This window comes from Coleofasciculus sp. B1-GNL1-01 (genome assembly GCF_040220235.1).
Taxonomy (GTDB): Bacteria; Cyanobacteriota; Cyanobacteriia; order Cyanobacteriales; family Coleofasciculaceae; genus Coleofasciculus.
In genome coordinates this window covers 1-18,329 of the sequence record NZ_JAVJTO010000065.1, presented here as the reverse complement: position 1 = coordinate 18,329, position 18,329 = coordinate 1, and the positions used below count along the sequence as shown (strand labels likewise).

17 protein-coding genes are annotated in these 18,329 nt (G+C 47.1%); 5 read left to right on the top strand and 12 right to left on the bottom strand.

Annotated features, from left to right (window positions below):
- Positions 1 to 208: 208 nt before the first annotated feature.
- From RID53_RS16455 to RID53_RS16445, 3 genes are all read right to left on the bottom strand, one after another.
- Entirely contained in the window at positions 209 to 415 is a 207-nt protein-coding gene (locus tag RID53_RS16455) for a hypothetical protein (protein WP_446389118.1), read from the bottom strand.
- Positions 416 to 964: 549 nt separating this feature from the next.
- Complete coding sequence (locus tag RID53_RS16450) at positions 965 to 1,405, bottom strand: VOC family protein (protein ID WP_446389117.1); 441 nt, start codon at positions 1,403 to 1,405, stop codon at positions 965 to 967.
- Between the two features lie 242 nt (positions 1,406 to 1,647).
- On the bottom strand, positions 1,648 to 2,157 hold the full coding sequence (locus RID53_RS16445) for a TIGR02652 family protein (RefSeq protein WP_006106563.1): 510 nt from the start codon (positions 2,155 to 2,157) through the stop codon (positions 1,648 to 1,650).
- 114 nt (positions 2,158 to 2,271) lie between these two features.
- Between RID53_RS16445 and RID53_RS16440 the strand changes: the two genes are divergently transcribed.
- Both RID53_RS16440 and RID53_RS16435 read left to right on the top strand, forming a co-directional pair.
- Positions 2,272 to 2,826, top strand: coding sequence for a gamma carbonic anhydrase family protein (locus RID53_RS16440; protein WP_446389116.1), 555 nt, complete (start codon positions 2,272 to 2,274; stop codon positions 2,824 to 2,826).
- Between the two features lie 400 nt (positions 2,827 to 3,226).
- A complete protein-coding gene (locus tag RID53_RS16435) occupies positions 3,227 to 3,343 on the top strand; it encodes a photosystem II protein Y (RefSeq protein WP_446370066.1) in 117 nt (38 codons plus the stop codon).
- A 59-nt stretch (positions 3,344 to 3,402) separates the two neighbouring features.
- Here the strand turns inward: RID53_RS16435 and RID53_RS16430 are convergent, their stop codons facing one another.
- Positions 3,403 to 4,737, bottom strand: a complete 1,335-nt coding sequence (locus RID53_RS16430) for a glutamine synthetase family protein (protein ID WP_446389115.1) — start codon at positions 4,735 to 4,737, stop codon at positions 3,403 to 3,405.
- Positions 4,738 to 4,941: 204 nt separating this feature from the next.
- Between RID53_RS16430 and RID53_RS16425 the strand changes: the two genes are divergently transcribed.
- Positions 4,942 to 5,682 carry an LmeA family phospholipid-binding protein gene (locus RID53_RS16425; protein ID WP_446389114.1) on the top strand — a complete coding sequence of 247 codons (741 nt, stop codon included), beginning with the start codon at positions 4,942 to 4,944 and terminating at the stop codon, positions 5,680 to 5,682.
- A gap of 98 nt (positions 5,683 to 5,780) precedes the next feature.
- Here the strand turns inward: RID53_RS16425 and RID53_RS16420 are convergent, their stop codons facing one another.
- The 3 genes from RID53_RS16420 to RID53_RS16410 all read right to left on the bottom strand — a co-directional run bounded on the left by RID53_RS16420 (position 5,781) and on the right by RID53_RS16410 (position 10,625).
- Entirely contained in the window at positions 5,781 to 7,526 is a 1,746-nt protein-coding gene (locus tag RID53_RS16420; RefSeq protein WP_446389113.1) for a peptidoglycan D,D-transpeptidase FtsI family protein, read from the bottom strand.
- A 220-nt stretch (positions 7,527 to 7,746) separates the two neighbouring features.
- The gene (locus RID53_RS16415; protein ID WP_446389112.1) at positions 7,747 to 8,262 is read right to left on the bottom strand and encodes a hypothetical protein; all 516 of its coding nucleotides are present in this window, start codon (positions 8,260 to 8,262) and stop codon (positions 7,747 to 7,749) included.
- Between the two features lie 218 nt (positions 8,263 to 8,480).
- The gene (locus RID53_RS16410) at positions 8,481 to 10,625 is read right to left on the bottom strand and encodes a GAF domain-containing sensor histidine kinase (RefSeq protein WP_446389111.1); all 2,145 of its coding nucleotides are present in this window, start codon (positions 10,623 to 10,625) and stop codon (positions 8,481 to 8,483) included.
- Between the two features lie 411 nt (positions 10,626 to 11,036).
- On the opposite strand from RID53_RS16410, the gene RID53_RS16405 reads away from it, so the two are divergent.
- Together RID53_RS16405 and RID53_RS16400 are read left to right on the top strand one after the other, a co-directional pair.
- On the top strand, positions 11,037 to 11,210 hold the full coding sequence (locus RID53_RS16405; protein WP_446389110.1) for a hypothetical protein: 174 nt from the start codon (positions 11,037 to 11,039) through the stop codon (positions 11,208 to 11,210).
- Positions 11,211 to 11,440: 230 nt separating this feature from the next.
- Positions 11,441 to 13,177 carry a glycosyltransferase family 39 protein gene (locus RID53_RS16400; protein ID WP_446389109.1) on the top strand — a complete coding sequence of 579 codons (1,737 nt, stop codon included), beginning with the start codon at positions 11,441 to 11,443 and terminating at the stop codon, positions 13,175 to 13,177.
- A 28-nt stretch (positions 13,178 to 13,205) separates the two neighbouring features.
- Here RID53_RS16400 and RID53_RS16395 read toward each other — a convergent pair whose 3' ends face one another.
- The 5 genes from RID53_RS16395 to trxB all read right to left on the bottom strand — a co-directional run bounded on the left by RID53_RS16395 (position 13,206) and on the right by trxB (position 17,740).
- Complete coding sequence (locus RID53_RS16395) at positions 13,206 to 13,625, bottom strand: PIN domain-containing protein (RefSeq protein WP_446389108.1); 420 nt, start codon at positions 13,623 to 13,625, stop codon at positions 13,206 to 13,208.
- Complete coding sequence (locus RID53_RS16390; RefSeq protein WP_446389107.1) at positions 13,606 to 13,860, bottom strand: hypothetical protein; 255 nt, start codon at positions 13,858 to 13,860, stop codon at positions 13,606 to 13,608. Before RID53_RS16390 ends, RID53_RS16395 begins: the two co-directional genes overlap by 20 nt.
- Before the next feature lie 127 nt (positions 13,861 to 13,987).
- Positions 13,988 to 14,971, bottom strand: a complete 984-nt coding sequence (locus RID53_RS16385) for a heme o synthase (protein WP_446389106.1) — start codon at positions 14,969 to 14,971, stop codon at positions 13,988 to 13,990.
- A 249-nt stretch (positions 14,972 to 15,220) separates the two neighbouring features.
- Positions 15,221 to 16,162, bottom strand: coding sequence for a COX15/CtaA family protein (locus RID53_RS16380; RefSeq protein ID WP_446389105.1), 942 nt, complete (start codon positions 16,160 to 16,162; stop codon positions 15,221 to 15,223).
- Positions 16,163 to 16,348: 186 nt separating this feature from the next.
- On the bottom strand, positions 16,349 to 17,740 hold the full coding sequence (gene trxB / locus RID53_RS16375) for a thioredoxin-disulfide reductase (RefSeq protein WP_446389104.1): 1,392 nt from the start codon (positions 17,738 to 17,740) through the stop codon (positions 16,349 to 16,351).
- Positions 17,741 to 18,329: the final 589 nt, after the last annotated feature.

The following is an 18,329-nucleotide window of genomic DNA, read 5'->3' as shown; positions in this document are numbered from 1 at the left end:
TTGGCTCTCCCGTACATAAGGTGATAAATTTTCCTTATATGTGTAGCGATTGGCTTGATTTGAAGAAAACCTAGCTTAATCGCTTAATTAGTTGGGTTCCCTTCGTCAACCTAACCTACAAGTATTACACCGTGAGACTTTGGCTTAATTCATAAGACTTTATTATCACCCTAAGTACGGGAGAGCCATTATCTCAAGGTATCAATCCTCAGTAAAGTGAGTATTTATGCTTAGTGTTCTCGGAGACAAATCTGTAATCTACTGTACTACATCTTGAAGTGCGGAGTCTGGATTGTTCAATTTCCACATCACCCCGCACCTCCCGACATTCCACATATTGAGGATCACCCGCAGGAAGCGGCATTGGCGTAAAGGAATTATAGATATTATCTAATAACGCTTCAATATTCGTCATTTGTCATTCGTCATTCGTCATAAGCTGTTCGGCATTTAAACCGTAATGTCAAGAAAAGCAAAATCCTTGTAGTGTGAGCATCTTGCTCACTACCCATTCCCAATTTAAATGCATGACAGCTTACTCGCTTTCATCGAGCATCAAGCTATGTTTATGTAAGGGTTTAACACATATCTTAGGGCGCACCGACGTGCGCCCCTACAATTCTAATCCACCCGTTAAGCAATCTGACTTTTCACGCCATCTAGAAAAATCGATATCAAACCTAACCCCCCAGCCCCCTTCCCATACCCCCCTTCCCCCTTTTTGATCCCCCTCCCGTCCCCCGATCCCCCTCCCGTCCCCCTTCAAAAGGGGGAAGCCAGCTGATGCTTCGCTTTTTGTTATGCGGGGAGGACAAAGGATGTTTCGCTTTTTTTGCACGGAAGGGGGAGAATTCAAAGCCTCTCTCCTTGTAGGAGAGAGGTTTGGAGAGAGGTTTTCCAAATCCCCTGAAAAGTAAGGTTAAGCAATGGGTGTAGAGACGTTGCCTGAAACGTCTGGAACAAATTAGCGGGTTGCTAAGACTCGGATAAACTCCAAGGGTAATCCATCGGTATCCGCAATAAATGCCACCTCGTACACGCGATCGCCGATAATTTGTTGAGTGGGTTCTAGGAGTATTTTCAGCGGCTGACACTGATCCGGATTTTGACTCGATGCCTCAGCTAGCTTCTGTTGTAGCAATTTCAGCCAACTGGGTAAATCGGGAACTGTTTCGGTGAGATCAAAGGAAAGATGATAGTAACCGACATAATGTTCATCCCCAAACGCATCCGGTGCAGGTTTAGGTTCCGGGATTTGAATCAGTTCAATGCGTCCGCCTAATCCCTCCATCCAACAAGCAAGCGTAATCCCCGCCGTGAAGCGTTCGCAAACCGTAAACCCTAATTGTTCGTAGAACGCGATCGCGCGATGAATATCAGCCGTGCGAATTGAAGCATGATGCATGATTCACGAATAGTTTTAATTGTTGATCTCTGTAGGGGCGGGTTTTACTAATAACACTTTAACTCAAACCCCTAACTTAACTAAACCCGCCCCGACTTAATGATAGGAATTAGGACTTACGTTTTCTTGACGGCACAGGCGCTACCTGTAGGGGCACGGCAATGCCGTGCCCCTACCATAAATGGCGTTTGTGCGTAAGTCCTGAAATGACAAAGGACCAATAACAAATGACCAATGACCACTCACTCAAATAATCGGAAATAAGGATAGCGTACCGGAATTCCTGGCTCTTTTTCCAAATCGAAATTAATCACTTCCCAACAGGGATCATCCTCTGGTTCTGGGCTAAATGCCACAGGTAAACCATAGAGTCGCGGACGCCCTGGTTCCGATTGTCCCCGCCAGGGGGTACTCCGTTCCAGATAAGCACTGACTAAATCTCGATAGCGACTGGCAATAATCACCCGTGTTGCCCGATAGCCTTGAGTGTACAGGCGATCGAGAGCTTCGTGAATTTCAAAGCGAATCCCATCCGGATGAGTATGCTGACGATACCATTCACCCTGCCATTGACGCCAATGACGCCCCGATTGTAAGTGGATGAGTTCTTCAGTTTTGGGGTCTGCCTCGAAAGCGCCATGCCGGGGACACAAATAGGTATCGGTCAATGTCAATGCCGGAATAGACTGCCGACAATGAGGACATTGAATCTCTGAACCGAATATGGGGTACTGTAAGCTAGGATTAATCATCTAGGGTTGAAGGTATCGTCATTCGGCGATCGCGCTAGTACCTAATATAAATATATATGTGGTTTCATCAATTATAGAATACGCTCGAACACACATCTGTATCTTGAGGCAATCGTGACTGACTCTCATCCCCAGTTTTCTGCAACTCCCTCCTATTGGTCTGCTGTTGATCAGTCTCAAGCCGCCTTTGTTGCGCCCAATGCAGTGGTTATTGGTGAGGTGGCGATCGCATCAGGAGCGAGTATTTGGTATGGTGCTGTGGTGCGGGGTGATGTCGAGCGGATTGAGATTGGTGAATGTACCAATATTCAGGATGGTGCTATTTTACATGGTGATCCAGGTAAACCTACGATTTTGGAAGACCATGTAACCATTGGACATCGGGCTGTCGTCCATTCAGCCCATATTGAACGCGGCTGTCTGATTGGAATTGGTGCGATTATTCTAGACGGTGTGCGAGTCGGATATGGCAGCATTGTCGGTGCTGGCGCATTAGTGACCAAAGATGTTGCCCCTTTATCGCTGGTAGTCGGCATTCCGGCGCGAAAAGTCCGCGATATTCCAGAAACCGAGGCGGCTGAACTAATCGAACACGCACAGCGTTACCAGAAGCTAGCGCTGGTGCATGACGGAAAAGGCACAGACTTGGGATTTCACGCGCCTGAATAGGGTCTGCTGAATAAGTGTTGTAGTGGGAGGAGTTGGGGGAGCTGGGGAAGCTGAGGGAGCTGGGGGAGCAAGGGTTTTAGAGTTTTACAGCAAGCCCTAAATAGTGAGCAGAAGATGGGGTGATGGGATGATGGGGTGATAGGGAGACGTAAGCTGTTCGGCATTTAAACCTTAATGTCAAGAATGGCTCTCATCCTGGTAGTGCGTTTAGCGAAGCCATGCCGCAGGCTTTGCATCTTGCTCGCTGCTAATACCCAATTTAAATGCATGACAGCTTAGAAGCCGATAGGCTCTGAAAAAAAACCTGTCACCTATTGACTTTTGGGGGCATAATTTGGTTAATACTATAATATGAGAATCCTTCACATAAATTTAAGCATTAAGCGAGGTAGGTGAAACTATGGATTTACGGTTACTCATTGTCTTGTTGCCTATCCTCTTAGCCGCAGGTTGGGCTTTATTCAATATTGGTGCAGCGGCTATTGGTCAAATTCAGGCGTTTCTGAATAAATCCTGATCGGTTGGATAGACAAAAATACATGTTGTAGAGACGTGCCATGGCACGTCTCTACAGGTCTAATATCGCTCTAATAAAAGTTTGACTTCGGCATCCAAATCGAAATCCCTCATCGCCTCCCACTCGGCTTGTCGAACTGCCAAATAAACCTGAGCCAACTCTTCACCCAAGGCATCCAGGAGTACCGAGTCATTTCTAAGGTGTTCTATCGACTCGGTTAAGGTACTCGGCAATCGTTCAATATTAGCCCCTTGGCGTTCAGCATCCGTCATCGTACCGGGATCTACAGATACAGGTGTTGCCAATTCTAAGCCTTGGCGGATACCATCAAGTCCTGCTGCGATCGTTGCCCCTAATGCTAAATAGGGATTCGCCGTAGCATCCACGGTTTTGAATTCAAAATGAGACGGACTCGGGGGTTCAGGATGCGTAGGGACACGCACAGCCGCTTCCCGATTATCCAATCCCCAACACCGGAATGCCCCACTCCAACACTGGGGTAACAGGCGGCGGTACGAATTAGTCGTGGGTGTTGTCAGTGCCATCAAAGCAGGTAGGTGGTGGAGAATTCCGGCGATAAAATGACGCGCAATATCGGACAGTTCGCCATTTCCCTCTGGATGGGGGATGAGATTTTCGCCCTCTCGCCAGAGACTCAGGTGTAGGTGACAACCGCTACCCGCTTGATTGGCAAAGATTTTCGGTAAGAATGAGGCGATACGATAATGTTGGAGTGCGATCGCTTTAATCGTTTCCCGGAAGGCAATCTGTTGATCTGCCGCACTGAGGGCGTTGGTGTAGAGGATGGAGATTTCCTGCTGACCGGAACCGGATTCGGGATAATATTGCTCAACTAGCATTCCCTGCTCGATTAACGCTTCCGCCATCTGATCAATGAGTCCTTGATGCAAATCCATCGCCATCGTTGAGGCAAATACGGTTTCATCCGCAGGTGCAATACCCTCAGCCGTGCGCTGCAACAGATAGAACTCATTCTCAAAGGCGGTAATAACCTCTAACCCTTCTTGGTTCGCCTCTGCAACCATGCGTTTGAGGAAATGACGGGGACAAAGATTCCAAGGCACACCATTGAGGATCATATCGCCCATGACACGGGCATGACCTGGGCAATAAGGTAAAGGGTTCAGCGTACTCCAGTCTGGCACGAGGCGAATTTCACCCACGGGTCCAAACCCACTCCCAGCCACAGGCGCATCATACATGACCGGAACGGCTTGTTGAGCCGCAGAAATACCCACACCATGGGTGAGGTACTCTGATAGGGTTTTCCGGTGGACTGCCTTGCCCCGGATAATATTGGCATTGTCGCACCAGAGAATGCGGACAAATTGAATCCCAAGCTGGTCAAGATTTTGTAGTTGTTCTTTTTCCATGCATTTTCTGGTGAGCTAGTACAAGAAGGCTCCAAGTCCGAGGGCAGAGGGCTGAAGGCTTTTTGGCTTATGGTAGCTGCTTTTGCGTAAGCGTGTTAATGGGTTTAGTTATTTCTGCCTGGGTTTCTAACCCAGAGTAGATCCATAAATTAACGTTTCTTAATATAATGAGAGGATACACGGCTGATATAAAGGAGCGATCGCGTGCTAACCCTAGACCGCCTTGGAGAAGAAACATTAAACAGAATTGCGACGTTGGCGCTGTCCAGCCAACTCGATGATGCTAGAAAACTTAATGTGCGAGTGAAAACAGACCCCTCCCTGCTAGCCAAGGGTCAGTTAGAATCCCTAGCCATTTACGGTGAGGGGTTAATCATGGAACACGATATCCGTCTACAAGAGATGGCGATTCGGCTAGAAACCATTGCGGTTGCTCCTTTCAAAGCTTTAACGGGTAATATTGTACTGACCCAACCGACGGAAGGAACAGCACGGATAGTGATTGCCCAATCTGACCTCAACCGTGCCTTCAACTCCGATGTGTTAGGGACTCAGCTTCGCTCACTCCAGGTTCAGGTGGACGGTAAGCCACAAACGCTCAACGTCAAGCAGGTAAATTGCCGCCTATTAGCCGAAGGTCGAGTTGGTCTTGATGCTGATGTTCAGCTAGGTCAAAGTAATGAAACACAACGAGTCTCGTTCACCACGACTCCGAGAGTAAGTGATGACGGACGCAGCGTTGTTCTAGAGAAGGTTGAATACGCCCACGGAAAAGAACTCTCACCCGAACTCACTCAAGCCTTAGTCGCCAAGGCGGGTAAAATTTTACACTTGAGTCACTTTGAAATGCCAGGGATATCGCTACGTATGCATCATCTGGAGGTGAAAGAAGGTAAACTCACCCTGCAAGCCGTAGCGCATGTGACCCAATTTCCATCCGTATGACGCTGAAGGGAATGACGCTGAAGGCTAAAAAAGCGACTGGGTGTGTGGCATTTGGCTACTGAGTTACCCAAATGAGCGAACGGTGAGGAAAATGACGGTCATTCTGTCGCTACTTTTGGCTGACTTGGCGGAATCTGCTCGATCGCGATTAACGCTTCCATGACTGACTTAACAATCGGTGCTGCAACTGTAGAACCAAAAGCATTTCCCTTCGGTTCATCCACCACCGCTATTACCACATAACGGGGAGAATCCACACTTAAAATGCCCACAAAGCTGGTAATTGTGGCATTGGTAAAATACCCCCCCGTGGGACTAGCTTTCTGAGCCGTTCCTGTTTTCCCCGCCACTCGATACCCTGAAATTTGAGCCGTTTTTCCTGTTCCTTGGCTAACCACAGTTTCCATCATTTCCAGAACCTTCTGACTGGTTTCTGGTGAGAAGATGGGACGGGGCGCACTCAGGCGTGGTTGCCAATATAGCTGACCTTGACTATCAAAAAGTCCTTGTACCATATAAGGCATAACTAACTTACCCCCATTGGCTAACGTAGCATGGAGTTGAGCAAGCTGAAGCGGCGTTAGGGAAAAGCCTTGACCAAATGCTGTTGTTGCAGGTTCGATGGGGGAACTGGTAAACTTTCGTTGATTTTTGAGCTGTCCGGCGGTTTCAAAGGGTAAATCTGTTTCCAGTCTCTGCCCCAATCCCAATCGTTCTAGCCAACCATAGTAAACCTCGGGCTGCATTTGCTGCATCATCCGCACCATGCCCACGTTACTGGAATATTGCAGGATTTGTGCCGGATTGATCATGCCATGGGCTTTTTTGTCATAGTTGGCAATGGGCCACCGACCGATCTGAATCGAACCCGTATCATTAAATAAACTATCAGGACGAACTATCCCAGATTCCAGCGCGATCGCTACATTCAAAGGCTTAAATGTGGAACCCGGTTCATACAAGTCTGCCAATGCCCAATTTTTAAACAAACTAATGTCAGAGGTCGAATATTGATTCGGGTTATAGGTTGGTTCTGAGACTAACACCAACAAGGAACCATCCAAGGCATCCATAACAATTACAGTACCTCGTTTGGCATTAAATTCCTTAATTTTTTGCTTAAGGGCAGAACGTGCCGCACGTTGTAAGCGACTATCTAGAGTTAGTTGCAACCGCAGATCATCTGAGTGGAGAAACCCTTCTGGAATATGATCCGGCATCAATGTACCATTACCTGCCCGACTCATTCGCAGCGTGCGAATTTCTCGTTCTAATAATTTTTCCTGAGAATACTCAATTCCTGCCTGACCCTGATGATCAACATTGACGTACCCAACCACATCGGCGGCTAACTCTTGCTGAGGATAAAGGCGAGAATATTTGGGAATCAGTTCGATCCCATCCAAACTTAATTGAGCAATTTTGTTCGCTATATCTTCGGTTAATGATCCGCTAACTTGAATCCCTGTATTTCTTTTATTAAATAGCGTTTCCAAGTCAGTAGACGACTTGTCCAGAATTGGCGCTAGCTGAGTCGCTATATTGGCTTTGGATAGCTTAAACAGTTTGGGATGAACGTAAAGGGTATAGACTCGCCGATCCACCGCCAAAACATTACCATTACGGTCAACTATTGGACGACGCGGAATAAACGGGCGCATATAAATCATCTGCTGTTGCCTTGCTTTTTCTTCCAAGCTAGGCGAGATGACGACTTGCAGTCGATATAAATTGAATAAAAGCCCAAAACTCCCTGCCATCATGATTACCCAAATTAACAGCAATCTAAACCCAGGGCGTTGAAAATGTGTTGAGTTTTGAGTTTTGAGTTTTGAGTTTTGCATTCGATCATTCATCCTGCCCAAGTAACCTCTACGACGTCACCGATTCGCTGGGCGCAATAGTCTCCTCTGCCCCTCTACTCTTCTACTCCCAATCGGGTTGGGATAAGCTTTAATTAAATCGTTTCTTTCTCTGCTCCCCTAGCTTCCAGACGCGCCATGGCACGTCTCTACATTGCTCCCCTAGCTCCCCCAGCTCCCCCAGCTTCTTCTGTCTGTTACCTTAGTATCCCAAAGGAGTCTTTGCCAGGGTTTCTTGGTTAGGCGTCTGATTCGGAGATTCCTGGAATTGGCGCTGAGGTGCGGGAGAGAGCAAAAGGGTATTGGCAGTAGTAGGTGTTACCAAACCTGTGGCAGGGCGTTCCGCTTGTTGAGCGAGTTGATCTTTGATGATTTCATTCGTTGTTGTCAGATCACGCTCATTCCGCTGGAGCGTTCCCAATTTTCGGTATTCTTGCGTCCACTGCTGCTGGGTATATACAGTCCAGGAATAAATGGTTAGTGTCACAATACCCAGGATCAGCGTGATCACATCCGAACCGCGTTGCAGAATCATCAGCGATCGCAACCAGCCAGGAGTTCGTTCTCGTGAGGTGTCAAGCCTTTCTACCTTTTGGCGACTGGTTCTAGACGCCAAGGGGGACACAGGGCTTGATCGAGATGACCGCCTTCTCGAGGAAACCGGAACTTGGCGAGAAGGATGACGTTGAATTGGAACAGAACGAGAGACAGCATTCATAAGCGTTTGGCAGATATTTGCATTTTGAGTTTTTAGTTTTGTGTAGGAGCAAGTTTGACTATTATCATGTCTTACCTGACAAAGGATGTGACTAGACTCGCCCCTACCGAGTTTTGAGTGCAAGAGTGTTGGCTGTTAACCATTGACTGAGAAAATTCTTCCCCATCTCCCCATCTTCCCTATCTCCCCCATCTCCCCCATCTCCCCTATCTCCCCTGTCAACTTGGTTTAGCGACTTCCCGTGACAAGTCAGAAGCAGGAGTGGGGGATTGAGAGGACGAGGGACTCGATTTTAGGGCATGATGATGGCGCACTGGGATTTGCAAAATAAACTCAGTCCCTTGACCCGGTTGCGATCGCACGTCTAGTTGCCCCTGGTGTTGATTAACAATGGTTTGATAGGTCACGGTTAAACCCAAACCTCGACCTTCTCCAACAGCTTTGGTTGTGAAAAATGGCTCAAAGATACTTGAGAGAACCTCTGGATTAATGCCTACACCATTGTCAGCGATACTAATTTCTACCCGATCCTCATCCGAGGAATGGATGCTCGGTTTCCATTGCGTTCGCAGGGTAATCATTTTATCAGAATTGGGTGAACGATTGAGTGCTTCAATGGCATTCGTCAGAAGATTGAGAAATACTTGATTGATCGGCTTAGGGTAACATTCGACATGAGGGAGGTTATCGTAATGCCGTTCTATGGTAATCGTATTGATGCATTGGTTGTGCAGGATTAATAACGTATTTTCCAATGCCACGTTGATATCAATCAGTTTCAAGGAGGCTTCGTTGTGCCGCGAAAATCTCTGCAATAACTGGACGATTTCCTGAATTCGCCGGGTGCCTGATTGCATGGATTGCAAAATTTTTGGTAAGTCCTTGCTTAAAAATTCAATTTCTACCTCCTCCAAGATATTTTCCAGCCTCGGTGAGGGGTTGGGATATTCAGTTTGGTAGGCTTGCACTAAACGCAGCAAGTCATTGACATAATTTTCTAAGTAAGGAATATTGCCATAGATGAAACTAATGGGATTATTGATTTCATGAGCCACCCCAGCTACCATTCTGCCTAAACTGGACATTTTTTCACTTTGAATCAGTTGGACTTGGGTCAGCCGCAGTTCTTCAATCATTTCTGCTAGTTTTTGGGCTTGCATAGCATTATGTGCCGCTTGTTGCTGGGTGCGGGTATATAAATATGCCTGTTGCAGGGAAATCGCGAGCTGATCGGCGACAGCTTGTGCCAGTTCTTGATCGTGTTTTGACCAATAGCGAATGTAAGCGCATTGATTGAGGTACAAAATGGCATAGAGTTTACCATGGGCTTGCACTGGAACCACTAACGAGGATTTGATGTGGGCAGACTGGTATTCTTCGTTGTTGGTATCAATCCGTTCATCTTGGGTTACGTCGGGAATCACTACCGCCCGTCGGTGCTGAATAATCCACTGCGTAATTGGTCCTTGGGAATTAAATGTGTCTTTACAAGGGGTAAAGGGTTGGCGATACACCTCATAGAGATGATCCCGGTTTAATGACTCACCATTACAGGTAGCGGCGGTGTCTGAGTTGACGGCTGGCAGATCTGAAGTTTGGTAATCCTCGACTAAATGCACCAAACATCGATCCACTTCCAACGCTGAACACAGATGGCTAATCGCTTCGGTTAATATGGTCTGGGGATCAAAACTTTGGCGAGTTTGGCTGGTAATATGATTAACGAGTTGCTCACGAATGGCTTGGTTCTGGGTTTGTTCATAGAGTTGAGCCTGACGGATACCAATTTCTAAGGATTCCGCGATCGACTCTAAAAATTGAATTTCTGGAGTTGCCCAAAACCGAGGTTGCTCACAAAGACAAGCAATAAACCCAATTCCGTTTTCTTTACCTGTGACGGGAATCAATAAGCTGGCTTTATAGTCCCAGAGGGAGGGATTGGGAATGAGTGATGGGGGATTGGCAGAGGATTTCTGTAAAAGCTGTTGAATTCTCCACCGTAATCCTGTGGGTGTCAAGTGCGCTGTGCCACGATTGACAATCTGTTTCCCTTCGGCGATCGCCCTTGCCATCGTACCAAAACATTCTAGGGGATACTCTCCCAAATACGAGGGCTGATGCTCATGCTGACGGCGTTCGCAGACAATCTCAACTTGTCCCCGTTCTTCCCAGTACCAGAAAAAACTACAACAATCAAGTCGAAGCAACGCCGCAATTTCGTCTACGGCTGTTTGCACAACAACTTGCAATTCCAGGGAATTACGGATGCGATCGACGATTTTTTGGGTTAGTGCTGCTTGCCTTGGGGGATACTTGATCCAAGCTTGGATCGATTGAAAAGCGTTATAAAGATTAGAAAACACAATGCATTCCTTAAACAATCCTCCGCACCCACTTTGACGGCTTGTCCTGATTTTATCGGCTAAACCATCAAAAAAACCCTATATTAACAATTATGCAGCTAATTTAGTTAGACTACGTAGTTCTTCAGAATTTACTGAATCATTACTGAATCATAACCAACCTTCAGACAACTGGGTCAGACAAGCGGGTGAATGTCATTCCAGTCTATCTGATACATCTTCCTTCACTCTTACGTTAGCCAAACGGCGCGTAAGCGCAGCGTAGCGAAGTACTACTCTTATCGATCACTTAGAGTGGGATCATTCTTGCTGGATTAAGCGAAAAAAGCAGTAATCGTGTTAAAACTATAAAGTTATAGTAAGCTAACATAACGTCTGATTTGACGCAGTCCTTAACACCAAGGGGAGTGTATGACTAAGAAATTACTGAGTTTGCTGCTGGTATTGGCTTTGGGAGTTAGTGTAGGCGCTTGCCAAAATGCAGGCGTAGAGGAACCCGTTGAGGGGGAAGAAGCCGTTGAGGAACCCGTTGAAGGTGAAGCCGTTGAGGGTGAAGAGGCAGAAGAGGCAGAAGAGGCAGAGTAACCCCCTGAGACTCCCACGAGTCTACAGCCTAGAATCAGAAAAATGCGATCCCCATCCTGCGGGATGCGATGTCACTTTTATTGCCATTACCAGCGATTCATCCCACGCTTCCCTTTGGGGTGAGACGTGAGGCTTCTCGCTGATTCAGTTAAAGAGCGATATCTAGACACTCTTGTCAGGTATCGCTTTTTGCTTGGCTTCAAGCCTTGGTGTATCAATTGCCATCAACCATGAACCCGAAACAACGACATTGGTTGCACTTTGGGCTACTCGTGTTATGGATAGCCCTAGGCACAATCCTACGCTTGAGTCGTCTGGCATCTCTACCCCCATGGACTGATGAATGTGCCACGATGGTCTTTAGTTTAGGCAACAGTTTTCAAGCCGTGCCACTGAATCAGTGGATTAGTTCAGATGTCTTGCTCTATCCCTTGCATCCTGTTGCTGATGCAGATATTAGTTCAGTTGTCAACCATTTAAGCCAAGAAAGTACCCATCCACCGATTTATTTTGTCTTAACCCATTGGTGGATAAAGGTCTTTCGTACCGATGGCGGATTGGTATCCTTATGGGGGGCGCGATCGCTCTCGGCATTATTGGGAATTACGGCTATTCCTAGCTTATTTGGTTTGGGGTATTTGGCATTTGGTTCTCGGTTAGTCGGTCAAATCGCCGCCGCGATGATGGCGGTTTCACCTTACGGAATTTTCCTCGCCCAAGATGCACGTCACTACACTCTGGCGATTTTATGGGTGATTGCGTCTTTATCCTGTTTAGTTGTGGCAATCCAGAGTATCCACCGTGAGGAACCGTTATCAGTAGGAATGGGATTAGTGTGGGTGGGTGTCAATAGTTTGGGAATCGCTACCCATTATTTTTTCAGCTTAACCCTCTGGGCGGAAGGGGTTGTACTGTTGACGCAGGCTTGGCATCAGGGAAGGAAAGATCCTCAGAGTTTGGTGCGATCGCATTGGCGGCGTATCTATGCAGTTGCTTTAGGGACGCTTGTCGGGAGTTTAGTTTGGCTACCTGCTTTATCCAGTATCTACGGTAGCGAACCCACAGCCTGGATAGCTGACGGGGATCTCACTGGTGAATGGTTAGCACCCATCGGACGGCTGTTTATTTGGGGGCTGAGTATGATCGTCTTGCTTCCCACCGCCACAACTATTCTGCCGATTTGGATCGTGGTAATTTCCGGTATCGTAACGGTGTTATTTGTGGTTAGCCTGATACCGAGACTCGGTAATGGCTGGAAACTCCAACAGCACTTTCGTGATCGCCGTTTAGCCTTGCAGATTTTGTCGGTATATTTAGGGAGTGCGATCGCGTTAGTCTTTGGCATCACATACGGTTTAGGTATGGACTTAACGCTAGGGGCGCGATTTCAGTTCGTTTACTTCCCGGCTGTAATCCTGTTATTTGCGGGGATACTGGCTGGAGTTTGGCAGCAGGTGACATTTGATTCAGCTTCTAGACTAAAATATGGCAAAGCCATTGTGGTAATGATTTGGTTGATGGGATTAATGGGAGGATTCACCGCAATTGGGAATTTAGGGTACTTACAAAATCACCGTCCCGACTTGCTTGCACCTGTAATCCAAGAAGCTTCTCAATCTGCCGTATTCATCGCCACTACTCACAAACATCATGGACAAACTGGGCGACTGATGGGGTTAGCATGGGAATTTAAACGATTATCGGATAGGAATAATTCTGAAACGGATAGAACTACATCTGCCCAATTTTTTCTAGCGGATCGCGATCCCCAAACCCAAACCTATACAGACGCGATCGCACGCTTACAAAACACGTTAACTGAACTGCCACGCCCCTTCGATTTATGGTTAGTGGATTTTCGGACTACCGTTGATTTAGAGGCGCAGCATTGTTTTCGCGATCGGTCTTATGGGTCATGGGCTGGTGAATATAAATATAAACTTTATCGTTGTCGAGTCGGAAAATAAAGAAAAATTATAGACTAAACGTTTCGATTTAAATTCGCCAATTATCCAACCTCAGAGGATAACCTAAGGCTTGAACTCGCTGATAGTGAGATAAATTGCCAGTTACCAAAGTAAGATTATGGTGTAGAGCGATCGCCGCAATCATTGAGTCAGGATAACCAATGGGTTGTCCTATTCGTTCTAAATCCGCATAGATACGCCCTGCTAATGCGGCATCTGGCAGTTCTAGTGTCAAAACCTCTTCAGAGGTAAGTGTAGCTAAAAACTCGTTAACACGATCTTCTCGTTGACGTTTATGCCAACCTTGGACAACCTCCATAACGGTAATAACCGAAATTGTGTAGCAACCGAAAACAGCACGATAAGCAGTAGCTTTAGCTATAACCCTTTGATTAATTCTCCTAAAAATTTCGGACACAATGTCTGTGTCAAGCAGTGCCTTTTCCAATTTTTTCGTTGAATAACTGTACTCTCCGATTTTTTAGGGCTTCTTCAAGTATCTCATCAACAAGTTCCGGTTCATCAGCAACTAATCCTAACCAAGGATCTTTTGTTCTTTTTTGCCGGACGAGTAGTTTGATAACGTCTGCAATCAGTTCCGGTAATGTACTTTGCCGAGACTCTGCCAAAAGCTTGGCACTTTCAAGGGTTTTTTGGTCGAGTTCAACTTCGATCTTCGTCATGCTTCCTAGCCTCTTGCATCAAGAGCTTGATGAAATTTTAGCATTGTATAACCTCAGACATCGATTAGCACGAATCATTTAGTAGAGACGTTGCATGCAACGTCTCTACCACAGTTGGTTATTCCCATTAAACCGGAAACGGCAAAAACGGGATCGCACTCACCAAGGTTTGCAAATTGTCAGCTAAAGCCGTCGAGAGTTGCTGGGTGATTGGTAAACTATCCACCACGATGCCAGTACATAAGAGCATCATGTACAGAATCGAGTACTTAAACAGCCCTCGTGCCAGTTGGTTATTGGTGGGACTTTGTAATAACTGCCATGCTTTTTGCAGAAAAATACTACCCAACACCAGCGCGATCGCACCATACACCACACCCGATACTCCTAACGGATAAATGAATAACAGCGACGCTGGAACAACTAACAACGTGTAAACCCAGATTTGACGGGTTGTAGACTCTTCACCTGCTACCACTGGTAACATGGGAATCCCGACTTTGGCGTAATCTTCGCGAATCATCAAAGCCAGCGCCCAGAAATGGGGAGGAGTCCACAAAAAGACAACAGCAAACAGTAACCAGGCGGGTAAACTCAACTCTCCCGTCACCGCCGCCCAACCCACCAGTGCTGGAATTGCCCCGGCTGCACCGCCAATCACGATATTTTGGGGTGTATGGCGTTTGAGTAAGTGGGTGTAAATCCCCATGTAGAAGAGAATGCCCGACATTGCCAATAATGCAGCTAGAAGATTGGCAAAGACGGCTAATAGGGTAAACGATGCAGATCCGAGAGCGATCGCGAATAACAAGGCATCACGAGTTTGTATCCGCCCTGAGGGAATTGGACGGCTACGGGTGCGTAGCATCTCATAATCGATATCGCGATCATAAATGCAGTTGAGGACTTGAGCCGAAGCAGCGGCTAAGGTTCCTCCAACCAGGGTAATGAGTAGTAACCAGGGATCAACTTGCCCCTCAGATGCCATCCACATTCCTGCGGCTGTCGTAATCAACAGCAGCGGAATAATGCGAGGTTTTGTGAGTTGGTAGTAGCTCTGAATCACTTGCCGGAAGTTTTCATGTTGACGGGATATAGTTGTCCCAATCATTAAATTCACCAATTCCTTATTTATTGAAACACTATATACAATCATTAACACTTTGACACAATCGCCGTTTTAATGCTGTAGGGGTGGGGGAGTGGGGGAAGTTGAGGGAGCTGGGGGAGCTGGGGGAGCTGGGGGAGCTGGGGGAGATGGGGAAGATGGGGGAGCTGGGGGAGCAGAGGGAGCAAATGACGAATGACAAATGACAAATGACAAATGACAAATGACAAATGACAATCCTCGCCGTTAACTTTAATTGTCCCCACCTACTTTTTCTACCGCTAACCCAGTGGTGCGATCGCGTAATGCCAAAACGGTAAAGACAATCAAATCTCCCAGTAATGCAGCGCCTACAGCTTGATGAGACACGGTTAGGGGTTCCACCTGTAGGTGTAACCAGAACGTCGCCACTCCCAGAATAATCTGTAAAATTACTAATCCACCTGCCAGATTTGCCAACTGTCGCAACAGGGGATGGAGGGCAGGTGTGCGCCATGCCAAAACAACCAGGGTTAAAGTGACTAACGTAGCTGGGACTACACCCGCAATATGACTATTCATCACGGTGCAAAGTTGAGACGCACCAAAGCATTGATGTAATGCCCAACGGGACGCCACCAAACCTCCCAACAAGCTTTGTAAGTAAACCAGAATAGCTGCCGTCAAACCCACCCAGGGTAAGCGTCCAACCGCTCCTGTACCCTTGTAAGGCATCAGGGCAGTACCAATAATCAGTAAGGTTGAGAAAAACAACAAGGCTGTACCCAAGTGAGCCGTCACAATATCAAACCGTAACAGTTCGGTCACCGTTAAGCCACCCAAGACGCCTTGAAACACAATTAAACCCAAGGCAAAGGTTGCCGCCCAAGGCAGCCACTTGGGTAAAAAACGGCGATCCCACCACGACAAACCCATTAGAGCGATCGTACTGACGCCAATTAATGCCGCATCGAGGCGATGGAACCATTCCAAAAAGACTTGAAAATTCATCTGCTGACTTGGCACCCACTGTCCATAGCACAGGGGCCAATCCGGACAAGCGAGTCCAGCATTCATCACCCGCGTCGCACTCCCTACTGCCATCAACAGCAACGTAGCGATCGCGATTTTCCAAACCAGGCGGCGGGTACGATCCCGGGCTTGGGAGCGATCGGGGGACTCAATCGTATGTTGATGAAGGACGGATTCAGTCATAGCACTCATTGCTAATTAACTCTATCAAACCCTGAGTACCAACTTATGAGTTCGTCAAACTCAGGGATAGTTCATTTACTCACACGATAACGCGACTGTTGATTCCCTGCCTCACCGTAGGTTTTTGACCAAATGGATATGATCGTCTCCCTACCCTATTTGGTGTTTGTGCGTCAGTCCTGCAACTTATCTAGCTGCTGAAACTTTGGCAGGTAGGTACTTCTCAATCATCTGACGGTATTCGCTTTTTTGTTTTAAACCCTTAAGTTGATCCACAATTTCTTTGTCTTTGAAAAATTGTACCGTCGGTGTTCCAGTAACCATGGCATTTTCAGCAATTTCGGGTTCTGCTTCAATATCGACCTCGACAAAGTGAATTTTGCCCTCATATTCATCCACCACTTTATTTAAAATTGGCTTCAGGGTATGGCAAGGACCACAGTTAGGTGACACATACTTAACCATGATCAGGCGATCGCTCTCGTGGAAGAGTTTGCGTAGGGCATAACCGCCAACATGCTGTGTCTTGTTAATATCAAAGGTTGCTTCTGTGTCTGCTGTCGGTTTCTCGTCCGTTGTCTGGGTTGGTGGTTCAGAGTCGGGTTTCTGGTGATACTCCTGGATCAAGTTATTGGCAGACAACCAGCGTTCAGCTAACATAGCAGCCATACAGCCCGTTCCCGCCGCCGTAACCGCTTGGCGAAATTCATGGTCTTGCACATCACCTGCTGCATAAACCCCTTCTACACTGGTTTCAACCGAACCCGGTTTGGTAATAACATAGCCCACGTCATCTAGGTCGAGTTGTCCTTGGAACAGGGAGGTGTTGGGAGTATGACCGATCGCGTAAAATAATCCCTTAACCTGTAAGTCGCTCTCCTCGCCCGTTTGGGTGTTGCGGAGTTTGACTCCACTCATCCGACCATTTTCGCCAAACACGTCCACCGCCTGCGTATTCCAGTGAACGGTGATATTGGGGTTATTTAGCACTCGGTCTTGCATGGTTTTCGATGCCCGCAGTTGGTCGCGGCGCACCAATAAATGTACATGATCCCCATATTTGGTTAAGTACACCGCTTCTTCAGCAGCCGAGTCACCCCCACCTACCACGGCTAAGGATTGACCATGAAAAATGGGGGTCGCACCATCACAAATCGCACAGGCGGAGATCCCATGACTCCAGAATTGGTCTTCACTGGGGAGTCCTAAACGTTTGGCGGTAGCACCAGTGGCAATTACAATACTGTGGGCTTGGACTTCTCGTTCATCAGAACGGATAATAAAAGGACGCCGACTCAAATCCACAGACGTGACATCCTCGGTGTAGCACTCCGTTCCCCAGCGTTCGGCTTGGGCTTTCATCCGCTCCATCAGTTGCGGACCTGTGATCCCTTCGGGGAAGCCGGGAAAGTTCTCTACGTCAGTGGTGGTCATTAGCTGACCGCCAGGAAGTCCTCCCGCTTGGAAGCCTTCAAACATCACGGGTTTAAGGTTAGCACGGGCAGCGTAAATGGCAGCCGTGTAACCGGCAGGACCCGAACCGATAATCACCAGATTTTCTACGGTCGAGTTGGACATATAAATAAACTCATAACGACTACGTTTAAAATTTAGTATAGCCGAATGTGGACTGAGAAGTTTTGACCCCTCCGAGAGTACGTTCAGCCAGAGCTGTTCGACTGGTAGGAATCCCTGTGCGTTTCACGCCAGGGAGGATGTCAATCGTAAAGTCAACCAGGGTAAGCCCAAAAAGCAAAAGGCTGGATTAAATCGCTCTATCCTTGATGTTGGATTTGGCATCATTGGCAATCTGTTGACTTACAAAATGAAGGAGGCGAATCGCTTCTTAGTTCATAAGAATGCCCTTGGGGAGGATATAGTTGGTAAAAGTATAGTCAAATATAAACAGACTGAATTTCATTGCAGAAATAAACTTCGCATTTACATTGAGAGATTAATACTCCTGGTGTGAACTAAGCACCTCACTATCCCATAGCGGTTAAACTTATGGGAATGCTTTTCGTAAAATATTGTAGTAACCGATGACATCAGATTGAACGAGAACCCCCTGCTCTGTACGATATAAACCTCGTTTAATTCTTTTTCCACAAAAAACGGGTTTTTCAGTAGAGACGCGCCATGGCGCGTCTCTACCATAAACGGGGAG

Excerpts from the sequence above, each read along its gene's own strand:
- RID53_RS16445 (WP_006106563.1), bottom strand. The coding sequence starts at position 2,157 with ATGATTAATCCTAGCTTACAGTACCCCATATTCGGTTCAGAGATTCAA.
- RID53_RS16415 (WP_446389112.1), bottom strand. The coding sequence starts at position 8,262 with ATGAATGCTGTCTCTCGTTCTGTTCCAATTCAACGTCATCCTTCTCGC.
- RID53_RS16435 (WP_446370066.1), top strand. The coding sequence starts at position 3,227 with ATGGATTTACGGTTACTCATTGTCTTGTTGCCTATCCTCTTAGCCGCA.
- trxB (WP_446389104.1), bottom strand. The coding sequence starts at position 17,740 with ATGTCCAACTCGACCGTAGAAAATCTGGTGATTATCGGTTCGGGTCCT.
- RID53_RS16385 (WP_446389106.1), bottom strand. The coding sequence starts at position 14,971 with ATGATTGGGACAACTATATCCCGTCAACATGAAAACTTCCGGCAAGTG.
- RID53_RS16420 (WP_446389113.1), bottom strand. The coding sequence starts at position 7,526 with ATGCAAAACTCAAAACTCAAAACTCAAAACTCAACACATTTTCAACGC.
- RID53_RS16455 (WP_446389118.1), bottom strand. The coding sequence starts at position 415 with ATGACGAATATTGAAGCGTTATTAGATAATATCTATAATTCCTTTACG.
- RID53_RS16400 (WP_446389109.1), top strand. The coding sequence starts at position 11,441 with ATGAACCCGAAACAACGACATTGGTTGCACTTTGGGCTACTCGTGTTA.
- RID53_RS16390 (WP_446389107.1), bottom strand. The coding sequence starts at position 13,860 with ATGACGAAGATCGAAGTTGAACTCGACCAAAAAACCCTTGAAAGTGCC.
- RID53_RS16430 (WP_446389115.1), bottom strand. The coding sequence starts at position 4,737 with ATGGAAAAAGAACAACTACAAAATCTTGACCAGCTTGGGATTCAATTT.
- RID53_RS16450 (WP_446389117.1), bottom strand. The coding sequence starts at position 1,405 with ATGCATCATGCTTCAATTCGCACGGCTGATATTCATCGCGCGATCGCG.
- RID53_RS16380 (WP_446389105.1), bottom strand. The coding sequence starts at position 16,162 with ATGACTGAATCCGTCCTTCATCAACATACGATTGAGTCCCCCGATCGC.
- RID53_RS16405 (WP_446389110.1), top strand. The coding sequence starts at position 11,037 with ATGACTAAGAAATTACTGAGTTTGCTGCTGGTATTGGCTTTGGGAGTT.